This window comes from Cellulophaga sp. RHA19, assembly GCF_002813425.1.
In the GTDB taxonomy this organism is placed as follows: Bacteria; Bacteroidota; Bacteroidia; order Flavobacteriales; family Flavobacteriaceae; genus Cellulophaga.
In genome coordinates, this window is record NZ_PHUL01000001.1 from 1,685,001 (window position 1) to 1,701,955 (window position 16,955).

A 16,955-nucleotide genomic window follows, 5' to 3' on the forward strand; every position below is an offset into this window, starting at 1 on the left:
ATTGAAAAACTCCGGTAATCAGCCGGAGTTCATTCATCAATCAAAAAACGAACAGTCATGATAAACTGTTGTTACAGTTCACAAATTACAATTTTTATACCAAAAAGACAACTACTGTTGTTATGTGTTGTTAAAAAAATGATTTGCGCTTCTAAACCGTTATGGTTTATCCAAGATATGTTTTTAATATTTTGCTTCTAGAAGTATGTTTAAGCCTCCTAATAGCTTTTTCTTTAATTTGTCTTACTCTTTCTCTAGTTAAATCAAAAGTCTCTCCTATTTCTTCTAAAGTCATAGAGTGTTGCTCTGCTAAACCAAAGTATAAACGTATAACGTCTGCTTCTCTTGGTGTTAGTGTTTCTAATGCTCTTTCTATTTCTGTACGTAGAGATTCAATTAATAACTCTCTATCTGGATTAGGAGACTCGCCACTGCGCAATACATCATATAAGTTAGAATCTTCACCATCAATTAATGGAGCATCCATTGATACGTGACGACCAGAATTTTTTAAAGACTGCTTTACATCTTCAATGGTCATATCTAATTCCTTAGCTATCTCTTCTGCAGAAGGCTTGCGCTCATGTGCTTGTTCTAAGAAAGCAAAAGTTTTATTAATCTTATTTATAGATCCAATTTTATTTAATGGTAAACGTACAATACGAGATTGCTCTGCTAATGCTTGTAATATAGATTGACGAATCCACCAAACAGCATAAGAGATAAATTTAAATCCACGAGTTTCATCAAAACGTTGTGCAGCTTTAATAAGACCTAAATTACCTTCATTAATTAAATCTGGTAACGTTAAACCTTGATTTTGGTATTGCTTAGCAACAGAAACTACGAACCTAAGGTTTGCTTTAGTTAATTTTTCTAAGGCTACTTGGTCTCCCGCTTTAATACGCTGTGCTAATTCTACTTCTTCATCGGCAGTAATTAAGTCTACCTTACCAATTTCCTGTAAATATTTATCTAGCGATGCGGTTTCCCTGTTGGTAACCTGTTTTGTAATTTTAAGCTGTCTCATTTAATATATAATTTACGCGCAACCAAAGGGCTGCATATACTTATACGTAGAAAAACAAGAAATGTTACATTTTGGTAATGTTAATTTTATCTTTTTCTTATTAATTCGTCGAAATAAACACTTTAACCTTATAAAATGTCTACTTTTTTTTTCTAATGTGTTAATATTCAGATATAAAAAAAGTAGATATATGATGTATATATCTACTTTTAAAAATTATTTTTAGTCTTTTAAAACTATTTTTTTTCTGCTAATCCACGAGTTAGCCAACCTCTTCTACTTGCTGTTGCTATTGCATAAGGAGTAATCCAGAATAAGCCAAACGTGTATAGAATACTATATGTATAAGCCCATAAAGATTCTTGTGGCTTGTACTTGTTAGAATAAAATATAACAGAGAAAGTAGATAAAATTAGTATGCTAAATAACGTAGAGCTTAAAAATAATAGTGGATGCGTTGCTACAAAGAATAACATAAATATTAAAAATGGGTAGCTCATTATTATTTTTATAGATTGATTTAAAAACAACAATCTAGAACCAGCTTTAGATTCTTTTCTGAAGTTTGTAAATACATATTTAGCCATTTCTATGTTTTCACGTACATTACTTCTTCCCCATCTAATAAACATTTTGTAAAGTCCTTTGTATTTTTCTGGCACGTTAGTGTATGCATTTGCGTTTCTTTGAAAAAGTACGTGGTTACCTTCTTTTAAAATCATATTTGTCATAGCTCTATCTTCTCCAATATCCGATGGTTTTCCCATAAAAGTTTGGTTAATCCACTTTGGTAATATTTTAAAAACAGCAGAACTACGGTAAGCAGCCAATGCTCCTGGCGTACATAAAACAGAATTTAATGTGCTTTCTGCAGAACGTACAAACTCAAAACTTAAAACAAAACTAACATCTAACATTTTTGGTATTAGTGCTTTAGCTTTATTTAATACTCTAATGTTACCTGCAACAGCACCTACTTTATCATTAACAACAAATGGGCTAACTAAATTACGTAGTGTATCTGCGTCTACTATAGAATCACTATCTACAGTAACAAAAACATCTCCTGTACCTATATTAAAACCACGATATAAAGCGTGTCTTTTTCCTTTATTTTCTGGTTGTTGGTATATTTCTACACTATCACCTAACCTTTGTTTTGCTTTTTGCATCCAATCCCAAGTGTCATCTGCACTACCATCATCAATAGAAATTAACTGTAGTTTTTGTTTAGGGAAATCACTATTTATTAAGCTAACTAAAGTATCATACACCTGTTTACCTTCATTATAAGCAGGAACTATAACTGTAACTGTTGGTAATTTATCATCAGAAACAGACTCAATAGGTTTATATTTAAAATATCTGTAAAGCACAAATAAGAAAAAAGCAACTTTAAAAACTAATAGGGTAGTGGCAATGCCCATAAATATTAATCCAAAAGTAGAATTTGTTCTGTCTTGGTTAAATTGAAGGAAATCGTTTTGAAAAGTTACCATATAGTAAATAGACCCCAGTAATAATAAAAATGTAGTAGTTAATACTAATATGGCCAATGAATTATTTTCTTTTGAAGCACTTACTTTTTCGTCTACAGATGTTTTAAAATCCTGAAAAATAGTAGCAGTCTTTTGATATGAAGTTTTTAATAGCATAGGTATAGTGTTCATAATTATTATAGTTTATTAACTCTGTTCTCTCTTAGTTTTACGAACGCAATGCCATTTTAGATTTTTCTATTTTTTTATTTATGAATATCTTAAGAAAAAGATTGTATTTGACTTTAAAATGTTAAAGACTTGTTAAAGAATAAGGAATTTGATATTGTCTTTACTTATGTAACAGCAGAAAAGAGACTGTTTCTAATATTAGAAATAGTCTCTTTTTACTGAGGTAAACCTATGTTTTATGCCTATTCTCTTATGTGTCCGTCTCCAAAGACATAATATTTATTAGTTACCAATTGTTTTAATCCAAGTGGCCCTCTATGGTGTAATTTATCAGTACTAATTGCAAGCTCAGCACCAACACCCATTTGTCCGCCATCTGTAAATCTGGTTGATGCATTATGGTATACAGCTGCACTGTCTACTTGTTGCATAAATGTATCTGCTTTTTGTTTGTCCTCAGTTAAAATAGCAGCAGAGTGACCACCAGAGTAAGTATTAATTTTTTTTATAGCATCATCTAAATTGGCAACCTCACCAATAAGAATTTTTAATGATAAAAATTCTTGAGACCAAGTACTATTTTTTTTAATCTCTTGGTTATTGGGTATTATTTTAGACGTTTTGTTATCTGTTATAATACTAACATTTAGTTGATCTAATACTTGCTCTAACTCTTTAATTTTAGCCTCGTAATTAGTAATGTTTTTATTAATTAACACTTTATCTAATGCGTTACAACCAGATATTTTATCAGTTTTTGCGTTTACAATTACATTTATTGCTTTAGTCCAGTTTGCATCTTCAGCAACATATAAAAAATTATTACCACGACCACTTACTAAAACAGCACAACTAGTATGTTCTTTTACAAATTTTATTAAACGTTCGCCTCCTCTAGGCACAATTAAATCTAGCTTTTCAGGAGGGTTTTTTAAAAAATCTTGTGTTTCTTCTCTTTTTAAGTGTAAAAGCTTAATCCAGTCTGTAGATACATTATTTTCTTCTAATGCTTTATGCCAACACTTTTCTAGTATGTTGTTACTGTATAGGGCTTCTTTACCTCCTTTTAATAAAATTTTATTGTTTGCTTTAAAAGCTAAAACTGCAGCCTCTATTGTAACATCTGGTCTAGACTCGTAAATAATAAGTATAGTGCCAAATGGGGCTGTTTTGTTGGTAACTACTAATCCACTATCTAAAGTTAGGCTAGATATTTCTTGATTAACAGGGTCTTCTTGGTTTTTTACTTCCGTAATAGCTTTAATCATTCCGTCTATTTTGCTATTATTAACTATTAAACGGTCTAAAAGTGCTTGATCTTCTTTGTTAAAAGCTTCAATATCTTTTTTATTCTCTTCTAGAATTTTTTCTCTGTCATTATCAATAATTTTAATCATTGACTCTAGAACGTCATTTTTTATTTTGGAGCTTAATAATTTCATATTTTTTATTTTAATGAATAAATTTTGTTCCTATTTTTTTGTTATCAATAATATCTACAATAACATTTTGTTTTTTACCATTTGCTATGTAAGTAGGAATCTCTTTTTTAGCGGTGCTTTTAGCTATTTTTAATTTTGAAGCCATACCACCACGGCCTTCTCCTTCTTTTTTTCCACTTGCTTTAACATATTGTTCTACATCTTGATCATGTGTAACTTGGCTAATTTTTTTAGAGTTTTTATCGTCTGGGTGTCCAGTATATAAGCCATCAGTATCTGATAAAATAATAAGTCTATCAGCATCTATTAACTCGGCAACTAAGCTTGCTAATTCATCATTGTCAGAAAATATAGACATTGTTACAGAAACAGCATCATCTTCATTGGCAATTGGTATTATGCCTTCAGACAGTAAACCTTCATAACAATTAATCATATTGTCCCTATGTATTCCTAAATCAAAATCTCTTTTAGTTGCTAATACCTGCGCACATCGCATACCGTAATCACTAAAAAGACTGTAATAATGCCTCATTAATCTTGGTTGACCAACAGAAGAGTACACTTGTCTTCTTGTAGATTTGTCTGTGATATTAGTTTCCCCTAATATTTCTTTTCCTGCAATTGCAGATCCAGATGATACCAACACAACCATGATATCTCTTTCATATAAAACAGAGATTTGGCGTACAAGTTCTTTTAAAATTGGCCCTAAAATTCTATTGTCTTTATTTGTAAGTACATTAGTACCTACTTTTACAACTACTCTTTTTACTTCCATTTTTATTTTTCTTTACCCATTTCTATGGCTCTATTAAATGCGGCGTAAGCAGCATCTTGTATAAGCTGTTTTACATTGTTGTCTTCCATAGAGTCTATTGCAGCTTGGGTTGTACCACCTTTAGAAGCAACACGATCTATCCATTTTTTAGGTGATATGTCATTTTGGTTAAATAGTTCTATAGCGCCTTCAAAAGTGCTACTCACAAGAACTTTAGAATCATAGTCTGAGAATCCCATTTTTAAAGCAGCCTCTAACATAGATTGCATAAAATAAAATACATAGGCAGGTCCGCTACCAGAAATACCTGTAGAAGCATCTATAAAATTTTCTGTTTTAACGTGGATTGATGTTCCGGTAGTGTCTAACAAATTACGAACCATTAATAGTTCTATTTTAGAAACATCTTTAGATTCTGTGTACGATGTAACCCCTTTACCAACTTGTGCCGGTAAATTAGGCATTGTACGTATTACTTTGGTTATAGCTAACCTCTCTTGAATAGATTGTATAGTAACCCCAGCCATTAAGGATACAATTATTTGCTGATTGTTAAGCATAGTTTTCATTTTAGCAAACAAATCATCACTATGAAAAGGCTTTACAGCAATAAAAATTAAATCAGATTGTGGTAAACAATCTTCTAGGCTTTTAAAAACATTAAATGCTGGATTTTCTCTAAGGGTTTCAATTTTTTTTGGATCGGTGTCGTAAATTCTAAGTTTGTGTTTGTTTAAAAGTGGAGATTTAGACATACCTTCTGAGTATGTTAATCCCATATTACCTGCACCAATTACTAATACTTTCATTTTGTGTATATATTGTTTTATATACACTTAATGGCACAAGGACTATGCGAGAGTCCAGATAACAAAATCTAATTTTAAGGAATCATTAATCTGTTAATGATATACATTTAGATTGTGATGTTGTTAATTGATATGCAAAATGTTTGAAATATTTTAAATTTGAAGTTTAATTTTGATGATTTAGAGGTGACAGACTGTCGCGTAAAAATGACTGTTTTTAATAAAAAATGACTGTTTTATATAAAAAAAGCCTTAAAATATTAATTTTAAGGCTTTTTTTTGAGTTTTTTTGACTTGTGTAGCAAACGCTATTTTTTGCTTATACTTACATTTTAGAGGTGATTGAAACACCATTGTTTTCTTGAGCTAAAGTCCTCATAAAGTTTAAGTCTGCATCTTCACCAAAAGCAATAGTATGTATAATAATATTGTTGGTATTTACTTTTCTAATTTCTTCTAATACAGATTCTGGCCCGCTGTTAGGTAAGCCGTCACTCATTAAAACAATTTCTTGCACGTCTGTCGTAGATAATGCTTCTAGCAAACCTTCTAGCGTATTGGTGCCTCCGTTAGCTTTTAAATTTTGAACAAAAATGTTTGATGATGTTCTAGAAGTGTTACTTGCAACCCTAAATCCTGTAGCTTGTTTTGTAACATCATTATTAAAAGTAAAAACAACAAATTTTTTGCCATCTGGTAAACCTTTAATAGCAGGTATTAATTTGCGTTTTACAGCGCCTAATTTTGTAGCTTCTTTGGTTACTTGCTTACCTAGTAAATTTCCAATTTTACCACCAATAACTTTACTCACCTGATTGCCTGCTTTGTTACCAGCTTCTCTCATTACTTGATCTTTTATAGAGCCTTCATCTATACCTTCCATACTTCCAGATACATCTATAAGATACAAAGTGTTAAGGTTAGAGGTTTCAATTCCAAAAAAGTCATTAGATTTTTTAGCAACGTAACAAGACTGTAATAGTGTACAGGTAATTAGTAGTGTTAATGCGGCTAGTGTTCTTCTTGTTTTCATTTTATGCTATTTTATATTGATAAGCTAAAGTACTATTATTTTGTGTTTGTAACTTTAAAAGTATAAGTTTTAAATGCTATTTGGAAAATTTAGAATAAAAAAAAGCCCAACAAATTTAAATTGTTGGACTTTTGTTATTTTGAGAAAACTAAAAATTAATCTTCTTTTTTATCTTCTCTAGGTTTGCGATCGTCACGACGATTATCACGTCCGCGATTATCTCTACCTCTGTTGTCATTACGTCCTTTATTTTCTCTAGGAGCTCTTTCTACATAACCTTCTGGTTTAGGTAATAAAGCTTTTCTAGATACTTTTTCTTTACGTGTTCTTGGGTCTACACCAAAGTATTTTACATCAAAAACGTCACCCATATTTACAACATCAGTAACATTTTCTGTACGCTCCCAAGCTAACTCAGATACGTGTAATAAAACTTCGTTTCCTGGAGCTTCTGTATATTCTACAACAGCACCAAAATCTAACATTTTAATTACTTTTACTTCGTATACACTACCTTTTTCTGGCTTAAACAGTAAAGAGTCAATTTTAGCTAAAACAGCATCAATACCATCTTGTCCTGTACCTAAAATTTCTACAACACCTTCTTCAGTAACAGGATCTTCATTGATAACAATAGTTGTACCTGTTTCTTTTTGAAGCTCTTGAATAACTTTACCACCTGGACCAATTAATGCACCAATAAATTCGTTAGGAATTCTTCTAGTGATCATTTTTGGTGAGTGAGACTTAACATCTCCAGCAGGAGCAGAAATAGTATCTGTTAATTTTCCTAAGATATGTAAACGACCATCACGAGCTTGTTTTAAAGCGTTTACAAGAATTTCATAAGAAAGACCTTTTACTTTAATATCCATTTGGCAAGCAGTAATACCGTCTGCAGTACCAGTAACTTTAAAGTCCATATCTCCTAAGTGATCTTCATCACCTAAAATATCAGATAATACAGCGTATTTACCTGTTTCTGCATCAGAAATTAATCCCATAGCAATACCAGAAACCGGCTTTTTAAGTTGTACACCCGCATCCATTAATGCCATTGTACCAGCACAAACAGTTGCCATAGAAGAAGAACCGTTAGATTCTAATACTTCAGATACTACACGTACAGTGTAAGGACAATCTGCAGGAACCATATTTTTTAAAGCACGTTGTGCTAAATTACCGTGACCAACCTCACGACGAGAAGTACCTCTTAAAGGACGTGCCTCACCAGTTGAGAAAGGAGGGAAGTTGTAATGTAAATAAAAACGCTCTTCACCTTCGTAAGATGGCATATCTATTTGGTTTGCTTCTCTAGATGTACCTAAAGTAACTGTTGCTAAAGCTTGAGTTTCTCCACGTGTAAAAATAGAAGAACCGTGGGTAGATGGTAGGTAGTCTACCTCACACCAGATTGGTCTAATTTCATCAGTCTTACGACCATCTAAACGTAAACCTTCATCTAAAGTTAAGTTACGTATTGCAGCTTTTTCTGCCTTAGCATAATATTTAGATACCAAGCCACCGTAATCTGCTAATTCTTCTTCAGAAAAAGTAGCTTTAATTTCTTCTTTAATTTCGCCAAAAGCAGTAGTTCTCTCGTGTTTAGAAGAACCAGCCTTAGCTACAGCATATACTTTGTCATATGCCATATCATGAATTTTCTTTGCTAAATCATCATCAGATCTTTCAGCATCATATTCACGTGTATCTTTTTTACCAAATGCCTCAGCTAATTTTACTTGAGCTGCACATTGTGCTTTAATAGCTTCATGAGCAAATTTAATAGCTTCTGCCATTTCTTCTTCAGAAATTTCTAGCATTTCACCTTCTACCATCATTACAGAGTCGGCAGAGGCACCAATCATCATATCAATGTCAGATTCTTCTAATTGAGCTCTAGTTGGGTTAATGATAAATTCACCATTAATACGACCAACTCTTGCTTCAGAAATAGGAGTTTCAAAAGGAACATCTGATAACTGAATAGCAGCAGAAGCAGCTAAACCAGCCATAGCGTCTGGCATTACGTTTTCGTCATGAGACATTAACTGTATCATAACTTGAGTTTCTGCATGGTAATCTTTTGGGAAAAGTGGACGTAAAACACGGTCTACTAAACGCATAGTTAAAACTTCACCATCACTAGGTCTTGCTTCTCTTTTAAAGAAACCTCCTGGGTAACGACCTGCAGAAGCAAACTTTTCACGGTAATCTACCGTTAAAGGAAGAAAATCTACATCACTTTGTTTGTAGTTAGATACTAACGTACACAGTAACATACAATTTCCAGATTGAACAACAACAGAACCGTGGGCCTGTTTTGCTAATTTTCCGGTTTCAATAGAAATTTCTCTACCGTCCCCAAGGTCTATGACCTCTTTAAATACTTTTGGAATCATAAATTTTTTTTAAAGCCTTATATTTTATTTAAGGCTTGTTAAACAATGGTCTTACGTCTTGTTAGACGAGGTGTTGTGTTGTTGTGTTGACCAATGAAAAACTATAAATAAGCTTTTAGTTTGCCTTATACTACTACAAGGTCTTTTAAATTTTAGCTAAGATAATTATTATAAATTAGCTGGTATAAAAAAAGGGAAAGCAATGCTTTCCCTTGATGTATTATTTTCTAATACCTAATTCTGCAATAATTGCACGGTAACGTACAATATCTTTTTTGATTAAGTAATCTAGAAGACTTCTTCTTTTACCTACCAATTTAACTAGAGAACGCTCAGTGTTGTAATCTTTGTGATTTCTTCTTAAGTGACCAGTTAAGTGGTTAATTCTGTGTGTAAACAAAGCAATTTGTGCTTCTGCAGTACCAGAATCTTTTTCGTTTTTACCGTGTTTCTTAAAGATTTCGGTTTTTACTTCTTTTGTTAAATACATTCCAATATTTGTTTAATGATTTTTATGTATATGACTGAATCTCAATCAAGCCGCAAATGTACAATTTATTTGTGAGACTTTTATTCTTGAATAAAATATTTTTTAAACTTTAATAAAGGCATTAATTTTATAAACCATTATAAAGTTTACTAACTACTTTTTTAAGTATTACACAGTTTTAAAAAAATAATCCTTGCTTATATAAACTATTAATAGCGTCTAGAAGCAAGGATTAAAGTATTGTAAAAATCTATTTTGACTTAAGCAGAAATAGGTTTTTGTTTACGAACAGGGTTGTTTTGTATCAAATCTAGATAAAGATTTATTTTTTGTTTTAAATCTCTTCTATGTGTAATAAAATCTAAAAATCCGTGCTCTTTTAAAAATTCTGCAGACTGAAAACCTTCTGGAAGGTCTTTACCTGTAGTATCTTTTACAATTCTAGGACCTGCAAAACCAATTAAGGCTCCAGGCTCAGATATATTAATATCACCTAACATTGCATAAGATGCTGTAGTACCACCAGTTGTTGGGTCTGTACATAAAGAAATGTATGGCAAATTAGCCTCTGCTAATTGCGCTAACTTAACAGATGTTTTTGCAAGTTGCATAAGAGACAATGCAGCCTCCATCATACGTGCTCCTCCAGATTTTGAAATCATCATAAAAGGAACCTTCTTTTTTATAGCAAAATCTATAGCTCTTGCTATTTTTTCACCAACAACGCTTCCCATAGAGCCACCAATAAAGCTAAAATCCATACAAGCAATAACAATATCACTACCATTAGATTTACCTATTGCAGTTCTAACAGCGTCTTGTAGCCCTGTTTTTTTCTCGGCTGCTTTTAAGCGATCTACATACTTCTTAGTATCTTCAAACTTTAAAGGGTCTTTAGATGATAGTTTTTCGTCTAATTCTTTAAACTTATTATCATCAAAAAGTATTTCAAAATATTCCTTACTTCCTATTCTTACGTGGTAGTCATCTTCTGGACTAACGTAAAAATTCTTTGCTAAAACTTCAGATTCAACAATTTTACCTGTTGGAGATTTATACCACAATCCTTTAGGAGTGTCTTTTTTCTCTTCTGTAGCTGTTTGTATTCCTTTTTCTTTTCTTTTAAACCAAGCCGACATAAAATAATATTAAATTAAGTGGGGATCTTTTATTATAATGTATTTACATTATTAAGATCCTCAAATGCTTTCTTTAAACGTGTACTAAACGTTTTCTCTCCTTCACGAAGCCAAACTCTTGGATCGTAAAACTTTTTATTAGGTACATCTGCACCATCTGGGTTTCCTATTTGTGCTTGTAAATAGTCTTTTTTACCCAATACATAATCTCTAACACCTTCTAAAAATGCGTATTGTAAATCTGTATCAATATTCATTTTTATTACTCCGTAACCAATTGCTTCTCTAATTTCTTCTAATGTAGAACCAGATCCTCCGTGAAAAACAAAATCAATATGATTTTCTTCTACATTGTACTTTTTAGTGATATACTCCTGTGAATTTAATAAAATTTTTGGAGTTAATTTTACATTACCTGGCTTATACACACCGTGTACATTACCAAATGCAGCAGCAATTGTAAACTTAGGGCTTACTTTAGATAGTTCTTCGTAAGCATAAGCAACTTCTTCTGGTTGTGTGTATAGTTTAGAATCATCTACATCAGAATTATCTACACCATCTTCTTCTCCACCAGTAATACCTAATTCAATTTCTAAAGTCATATCCATTTTTGCCATTCTAGCAAGATACTCTTTACAAATTTCTATGTTTTCTTCAATTGGCTCTTCAGATAAATCTATCATATGAGAACTAAATAAAGATTTTCCTGTTTCTTTATAATGTGCTTCACTAGCATCTAATAAACCATCTATCCAGGGTAATAGTTTTTTAGCACAGTGGTCTGTGTGCAAAATAACAGTAGCACCGTAAACTTTTGCTAATTCATGCACGTGTTTTGCACCTGCAACTGCACCAGCAATAGCTGCTTTTTGGTCTTCATTAGATAACCCTTTACCAGCGTTAAATTGAGCACCTCCGTTAGAGAATTGAATAATTACAGGAGCGTTTAAGCTTGCTGCTGTTTCCATAACACTATTAATTGTGTCAGATCCAATTACATTAACTGCAGGTAAGGCAAAGCCTTTTTCTTTTGCGTAGTTAAAAATTTCTTGTACTTGGTCGCCTGTAGCAACTCCAGGTTTAATGTTGTGAGCCATACTTTATGTGTTGGTATTTTATTAGATTAACAAAGCAAAAGTAATAAAATATTTAGGGTTAAAAAGGATAATTAACACCAATGTTTATTGTGGCATTACTAAAATTATATTCATTAAACCATCTTTTTGATGCTTCTAACTCTGGATTATATGTTTTAAAACCAGTATCTAAACGTAGTACAAAGAATGTAAAATCATACCTTAAACCAAAGCCTGTACCTAATGCTATTTCTTCTAAAGAATTGAAATCTTTAAAGATTGCATCTTCATTTTCTTCGTTATCAAATACGTTCCAAATATTACCTGCATCTGCAAATAAAGCGCCTTTTATACTACCTGCAATAGGGAATCTAAATTCTAAATTTGCTGCAATTTTTAGGTTGGCTTCATTAAAATCATTTAAAGATTGTGTGCTTCCTGGTCCTAAAGAATAGGCGTTCCAGGCACGGTTGTCATTAGAGCCGCCAGCAAAGTAACTTTTTGCAAAAGGTATACTGTTAGAGTTGCCATAAGGTACTGCTATCCCTAGAAAACCTCTAAAGGCTAAAACGTTTTGAGACGGAAAACTCCAGTGCTTAATATAGTCAAAATCTGTTTTTATATACTGAGAAAAAGGAACTCCAAAAATCTCTTTATGTCCATTTTCATTTTTCTTAAATTCTGTAACGCCAGATAATAGAGATAATAAGTTACCAGCACTTTCTACCTTTATTTTAAATTGATGAAAATCATTGTCGTTAACACCATTTCTGCTGTCTTTAGAATAAGAAAAACTTGTAGCAAAAATTAGGTTGTTTTCTGTTAGTCTTTTTTCTCTTTCATCTATACTACTAACCTCTTTATAATCACTAGATGTTGTAGGTATTAAACCTTGGTTTAAAACCTGGTCTATAAAGCCACTTGTACCGGTAGGAATTATTAGTTTTGGGTCAGAATCGCTATCAGATGTTTCAAAAAACGCACTTAAGGCAGGGTTGTCTTGGTAATCATCTGCAATTTTATCTAGTCTGCTGTATGTACTTTGGTATACATTGTAAAACCTACCAGGGTTTAAATTTCTAATAAACTGTACATTTATTAATTCTAAAGAATTTTTTTTAAATTGAGAAGGAGACCAGTTGTATCCTAAAATAGCATTAAAATTTTGCTTATCTAAACCTATGTTTTTCTGAAAATTTGTACCAATTACCATTCTTGTTTGTGGTAACATATAAGGAGGTATAATTTTTTTAGTTTTAAAAGGCATCCATATTCTAGGTACAGTTAAATTAACATCTGCCCCAATTTCGGAGACAGAGTTCTCATTAGGATTGTTAACTTCACTTAAAACACCAACAGAACCACGAGCGGATATACTAAGTGTTTCTGCGCCACCAAAAACATTTTTAATATTTAAAGATGTGCTAAGAGCAGCGCCAAGTCTTTGTATGTTAGAGTGTGTACCTTCTACGTTAGTTTCTAGAGTGTATTTTTTTAAAGGTGATAAATAAATATTTGTATTAAGCTTACTTGTTAAAGTGTCAAAAGTAATGTTAGGGTATTTAAACGTATTTAAATTACTTATTTGTTTGTACGTTCTAGACTTATTTATTTCTCTGTAAATACTATCTTTTTTTATAAAAATGGCATTAGTTATAGCTTTAGGTTTATACTTTAACTTGTCTTTGTAAAAAAGTGTATAGTTGTCATATTTAATAGATTTCATTTTAGAAATATCATCTCCAAAAAAATAATCTGTATAAATATTTATAGTGTCAAACTTGTAAATTTTATATTCTGTTAGTTTGTTTTCTCCTCTTTGCTTAAGGTTGCTAATACGTAGCTCAACCTCCATTTTTTTAGAGATTGGTTTTAGTGTACTGTCACTAGGAATGTCATAAATAATAGAGTTTTCTTGAAAATTAAATATTCCTGTATTTCTAAACAAGTTAGTTAAACGCTCTCTTTCTTTATATAAGTTAGAGGCGTTGTATTGTTCGTTTTCTTTTAAAAAAGAGTTTTCTACATTTAAATTGTAGATGGAGTCTAATGTTTTAGAACTGATGGTTTTAGTTATGCTATCTATAATATATGGGTCTCCAAGTTGTAACTTGTAATTAATATGTGCACGCTGTTTTTTATTAATAGAGTCTATTTGGTATGATGATTTAGTGTCAAAATACCCTTTACTATCATAATAAGACTTTAAAAGTTTTGCAGATTTTGCAGATTTAGATGTGTCTATAATTGCAGGAGATTCTCCTATGTTTTTTAGCCATTGACTGGCACCTTTTACCATAAAAGATTCTCCTAGGCCATCTACCTGTTTTTTAGATAAAAATTTATTTAAACGTTCTACGCGTTTGGGTTTTTTATGCAACCAAACTTGGTACAAAGAGTCTGGGTTATCTTTAGCCAGGTTGTATAAGTTTAAACGTAATGGATAACCTAATAAATTACTATTTGGTTTTTGAGAAATTAAGCTAAATGCTTCTTCGCTTTTTATTTTTTTACCATCAGCAGTAATGGTGTTTTTTGTTAATAAAAGCTCGTCATCTTCTACTTTTTTTAGCGCATTACAAGATGTTATTGCTATAACTAGCAATAATAAACTTATTTTAGCAAAATGTTTTGTGTTACGTAAGCGCATTTTCATAGAGTTCAAAAATACATTATTTGTATGGTTAGTAAAAGCCAAATAAAATTTATAAAGAATCTACAGCAAAAAAAGCACCGAACAGAGCATAAATTGTTTGTAGTAGAAGGGGTAAAGACGGTAAAAGAGTTGGTAAAGGCCAACATAAAGCCTTATGCAATTTATACAACAAGTTCTACTGTTTTAGAGGATGAAACTTTTAAAAGTGAGTTAGTTTCTACTGCTGATTTAAAAAAGATAAGTGCCTTAAAAACTCCTAATAATATTTTAGCTGTTTTTCATCAGCCTAAAGAAAAAAAGATTACTACAAATAATTGGGTTGTTGCTGTAGATGATGTTCGTGATCCTGGAAATTTAGGTACTATAATAAGGTTGTGTGACTGGTTTGGTATCACTAACTTATTTTGTTCTACCCAAACTGTAGATTGTTACAATCCAAAAACATTACAGGCAACAATGGGTTCTTTAGCAAGGGTTAATATTGTGTATGGTGATTTAGAAGCGTTTTTAAAATCGACAAAAATGCCGGTTTATGGTGCTTTTATGGACGGAAAAAATGTGTACAAAGAAAGTTTTGCAGTAGAAAATGGTGTTTTGGTAATGGGAAATGAAGCCAACGGTGTTTCTGCAGCAGTTGAAGAACTAATAACTAAAAAAATAAGCATACCACAATACGGAGCAAAAACTACAGAGAGTTTAAATGTAGCAACAGCAACAGCAATTTTACTAAACGAAATTAGAAGAGGAGCTTAAGGGTGTTACTCAAAAGTAAAGTTTATAAAAATACCTCTTGTTTTCATAGAGTTAATATTTCCTGTCCAAGGACTATTAGGGTCTGCATCTGGTACCAACTCATTGTTAATAGCAAAAACACCTCTAATAGAAGGTGAAAACTTAAAATACTCTAGGTAAAAATCTATTCCAAAACCCATTTCATAATAATAGGTAGCTTTCTTCATTCTAAATGTAGCACTACTATTATCTTCTACGCTATCTTCATTGGCGCTTAAATTCATAGATGTAGATGCTCCACCAATAATATAAGGTTTCCAGTTTCCTATTCTTCTTGTGCTTACTTTAAGTAAAAGCGGAAAGTTTATGTAGGTGCTTTTTATTTCTCTAATGGCATCATTAACATCTGTAAAACCTCTAAACCCTAATGTTCTTTTTGTGTAATGTAAACCAGGTTCAAAACGTAGATCTAAAAAATCGTTTAATCTAAGTTCTCCAATTAAACCTACGTTAAATCCCATAGATTTATCAACTAAAACATCACCTAAATCATCTTTATAGTCAAATTTAAAGTCGTATTGGTTAAAACCTAAAAAGTATCCCCAGTTTAAAGGGCGTAAATCTTCGGACTCTAAATTTAGAATAGGATCTTCATTAAACTGCGCATTTATAGTGCTAGCAGTAATAAAAAGGCACAAAAAAAGAAACAGAATTTTTTTCATTGGATTTTCATATCTTATTTAGATGCAACGTAAATGGATGCAACTCCAAAAGTTTGCGGCTTATTCTCTATAGATATAAACCCATTTTTTTGTAAAATATTGTTGAACTCTTTTCCGTGAGGAAAAATAGATGCAGATTCAGATAAATAAGAGTATGCAGTACGGTCTTTAGAGAACATTTTACCAATGGTAGGTAGTATGTATTTTGTGTAAAATTTATAACCTTGTTTAAAAGGTGTTTTTGTTGGTACAGAAGTTTCTAAAACAACAAAAGTCCCTTTTGGTTTTAATACACGTAAAATTTCTGTTAGTCCTTTGTCTAGGTTTTCAAAATTACGCACACCAAAGGCTACGGTTATGGCATCAAAAGAGTTATCACCAAAAGGTAAATTTTCACTATCACCAATAATCATATCTATGGTGTTGTTTAAATTTTTAGCAGCTACTTTTTGTTTGCCAACATCTAACATACCAGGAGAAATATCTAAACCTGTAATTTTAGTAGCGCCTGTTTTTGTAAGATTAATAGCAAGGTCACCTGTGCCTGTAGCAATATCTAAAATGGTTTTAGGTTTTTTGGCTTTTAAAAGATTAACCACTCTTTTGCGCCATTTAATATCTATTCCAAAAGAAATTACTCTGTTTAAGCCATCATAATTCTTAGAAATGGTATCAAACATTTGTGTAACCTGTTCCTTTTTCCCAAGTTCAGAATCTTTATAAGGAGTAACTTTTTCTGCCATTGTTATTTTTTTTGCAAAGATACTACAAAGGTTACATTTAATATCTTTTACATCCTTAAAAGAGCTAATGCTGGCTAGTATGTAATATAAAAGTGTATTAAGCGTTTAAAAAATAAGGGTTGTAAATGAGTAAGTTAACGGCTTATGAAATAAATAAATAACACAGTTTTATTACAATTACAGTTATTATTTGTTTTTATGTCTATATAATGGCGAATTGTTTAAAA

14 protein-coding genes are annotated in these 16,955 nt (G+C 31.6%); 1 reads left to right on the plus strand and 13 read right to left on the minus strand.

What is annotated here, in order from left to right:
- Positions 1 to 166: 166 nt before the first annotated feature.
- From AX016_RS07450 to tamL, 11 genes are all read right to left on the minus strand, one after another.
- A complete protein-coding gene (locus tag AX016_RS07450; protein WP_013620242.1) occupies positions 167 to 1,030 on the minus strand; it encodes a sigma-70 family RNA polymerase sigma factor in 864 nt (287 codons plus the stop codon).
- A 236-nt stretch (positions 1,031 to 1,266) separates the two neighbouring features.
- Entirely contained in the window at positions 1,267 to 2,700 is a 1,434-nt protein-coding gene (locus tag AX016_RS07455) for a glycosyltransferase (protein ID WP_100895013.1), read from the minus strand.
- Positions 2,701 to 2,942: 242 nt separating this feature from the next.
- The gene (locus tag AX016_RS07460; protein ID WP_100895014.1) at positions 2,943 to 4,142 is read right to left on the minus strand and encodes a glutamate-5-semialdehyde dehydrogenase; all 1,200 of its coding nucleotides are present in this window, start codon (positions 4,140 to 4,142) and stop codon (positions 2,943 to 2,945) included.
- 10 nt (positions 4,143 to 4,152) lie between these two features.
- Entirely contained in the window at positions 4,153 to 4,923 is a 771-nt protein-coding gene (proB, locus tag AX016_RS07465; RefSeq protein WP_100895015.1) for a glutamate 5-kinase, read from the minus strand.
- Between the two features lie 2 nt (positions 4,924 to 4,925).
- A complete protein-coding gene (gene proC, locus AX016_RS07470; protein ID WP_100895016.1) occupies positions 4,926 to 5,732 on the minus strand; it encodes a pyrroline-5-carboxylate reductase in 807 nt (268 codons plus the stop codon).
- Between the two features lie 325 nt (positions 5,733 to 6,057).
- Positions 6,058 to 6,765 (minus strand): VWA domain-containing protein, encoded by a 708-nt coding sequence (locus AX016_RS07475; RefSeq protein WP_100895017.1) that lies wholly within the window; start codon positions 6,763 to 6,765, stop codon positions 6,058 to 6,060.
- Between the two features lie 155 nt (positions 6,766 to 6,920).
- Positions 6,921 to 9,167, minus strand: coding sequence for a polyribonucleotide nucleotidyltransferase (locus AX016_RS07480; RefSeq protein ID WP_100895018.1), 2,247 nt, complete (start codon positions 9,165 to 9,167; stop codon positions 6,921 to 6,923).
- Positions 9,168 to 9,387: 220 nt separating this feature from the next.
- The gene (gene rpsO, locus AX016_RS07485; protein WP_072305038.1) at positions 9,388 to 9,657 is read right to left on the minus strand and encodes a 30S ribosomal protein S15; all 270 of its coding nucleotides are present in this window, start codon (positions 9,655 to 9,657) and stop codon (positions 9,388 to 9,390) included.
- Between the two features lie 260 nt (positions 9,658 to 9,917).
- Positions 9,918 to 10,796: an acetyl-CoA carboxylase, carboxyltransferase subunit beta gene (gene accD, locus AX016_RS07490; RefSeq protein WP_100895019.1), complete on the minus strand. Its 879-nt coding sequence runs from the start codon at positions 10,794 to 10,796 to the stop codon at positions 9,918 to 9,920.
- Positions 10,797 to 10,828: 32 nt separating this feature from the next.
- The gene (gene fbaA, locus AX016_RS07495) at positions 10,829 to 11,896 is read right to left on the minus strand and encodes a class II fructose-bisphosphate aldolase (protein ID WP_100895020.1); all 1,068 of its coding nucleotides are present in this window, start codon (positions 11,894 to 11,896) and stop codon (positions 10,829 to 10,831) included.
- A 58-nt stretch (positions 11,897 to 11,954) separates the two neighbouring features.
- Positions 11,955 to 14,531 (minus strand): translocation and assembly module lipoprotein TamL, encoded by a 2,577-nt coding sequence (gene tamL, locus AX016_RS07500; RefSeq protein WP_100895021.1) that lies wholly within the window; start codon positions 14,529 to 14,531, stop codon positions 11,955 to 11,957.
- A 24-nt stretch (positions 14,532 to 14,555) separates the two neighbouring features.
- On the opposite strand from tamL, the gene AX016_RS07505 reads away from it, so the two are divergent.
- The gene (locus AX016_RS07505) at positions 14,556 to 15,284 is read left to right on the plus strand and encodes a TrmH family RNA methyltransferase (protein WP_100895022.1); all 729 of its coding nucleotides are present in this window, start codon (positions 14,556 to 14,558) and stop codon (positions 15,282 to 15,284) included.
- Between the two features lie 5 nt (positions 15,285 to 15,289).
- Here the strand turns inward: AX016_RS07505 and porT are convergent, their stop codons facing one another.
- Positions 15,290 to 15,985: a type IX secretion/gliding motility protein PorT/SprT gene (porT, locus tag AX016_RS07510; RefSeq protein WP_100895023.1), complete on the minus strand. Its 696-nt coding sequence runs from the start codon at positions 15,983 to 15,985 to the stop codon at positions 15,290 to 15,292.
- A 14-nt stretch (positions 15,986 to 15,999) separates the two neighbouring features.
- Positions 16,000 to 16,728: a bifunctional demethylmenaquinone methyltransferase/2-methoxy-6-polyprenyl-1,4-benzoquinol methylase UbiE gene (gene ubiE, locus AX016_RS07515; RefSeq protein WP_100895024.1), complete on the minus strand. Its 729-nt coding sequence runs from the start codon at positions 16,726 to 16,728 to the stop codon at positions 16,000 to 16,002.
- Positions 16,729 to 16,955 lie beyond the last annotated feature (227 nt).

What these genes read in the sequence shown, in the direction of transcription:
- AX016_RS07460 (WP_100895014.1), bottom strand. Translation starts at nt 4,142, where the DNA reads ATGAAATTATTAAGCTCCAAAATAAAAAATGACGTTCTAGAGTCAATG.
- AX016_RS07475 (WP_100895017.1), bottom strand. Translation starts at nt 6,765, where the DNA reads ATGAAAACAAGAAGAACACTAGCCGCATTAACACTACTAATTACCTGT.
- AX016_RS07505 (WP_100895022.1), top strand. Translation starts at nt 14,556, where the DNA reads ATGGTTAGTAAAAGCCAAATAAAATTTATAAAGAATCTACAGCAAAAA.
- porT (WP_100895023.1), bottom strand. Translation starts at nt 15,985, where the DNA reads ATGAAAAAAATTCTGTTTCTTTTTTTGTGCCTTTTTATTACTGCTAGC.
- ubiE (WP_100895024.1), bottom strand. Translation starts at nt 16,728, where the DNA reads ATGGCAGAAAAAGTTACTCCTTATAAAGATTCTGAACTTGGGAAAAAG.
- proB (WP_100895015.1), bottom strand. Translation starts at nt 4,923, where the DNA reads ATGGAAGTAAAAAGAGTAGTTGTAAAAGTAGGTACTAATGTACTTACA.
- accD (WP_100895019.1), bottom strand. Translation starts at nt 10,796, where the DNA reads ATGTCGGCTTGGTTTAAAAGAAAAGAAAAAGGAATACAAACAGCTACA.
- AX016_RS07455 (WP_100895013.1), bottom strand. Translation starts at nt 2,700, where the DNA reads ATGAACACTATACCTATGCTATTAAAAACTTCATATCAAAAGACTGCT.
- AX016_RS07450 (WP_013620242.1), bottom strand. Translation starts at nt 1,030, where the DNA reads ATGAGACAGCTTAAAATTACAAAACAGGTTACCAACAGGGAAACCGCA.
- AX016_RS07480 (WP_100895018.1), bottom strand. Translation starts at nt 9,167, where the DNA reads ATGATTCCAAAAGTATTTAAAGAGGTCATAGACCTTGGGGACGGTAGA.
- tamL (WP_100895021.1), bottom strand. Translation starts at nt 14,531, where the DNA reads ATGAAAATGCGCTTACGTAACACAAAACATTTTGCTAAAATAAGTTTA.
- rpsO (WP_072305038.1), bottom strand. Translation starts at nt 9,657, where the DNA reads ATGTATTTAACAAAAGAAGTAAAAACCGAAATCTTTAAGAAACACGGT.
- proC (WP_100895016.1), bottom strand. Translation starts at nt 5,732, where the DNA reads ATGAAAGTATTAGTAATTGGTGCAGGTAATATGGGATTAACATACTCA.
- fbaA (WP_100895020.1), bottom strand. Translation starts at nt 11,896, where the DNA reads ATGGCTCACAACATTAAACCTGGAGTTGCTACAGGCGACCAAGTACAA.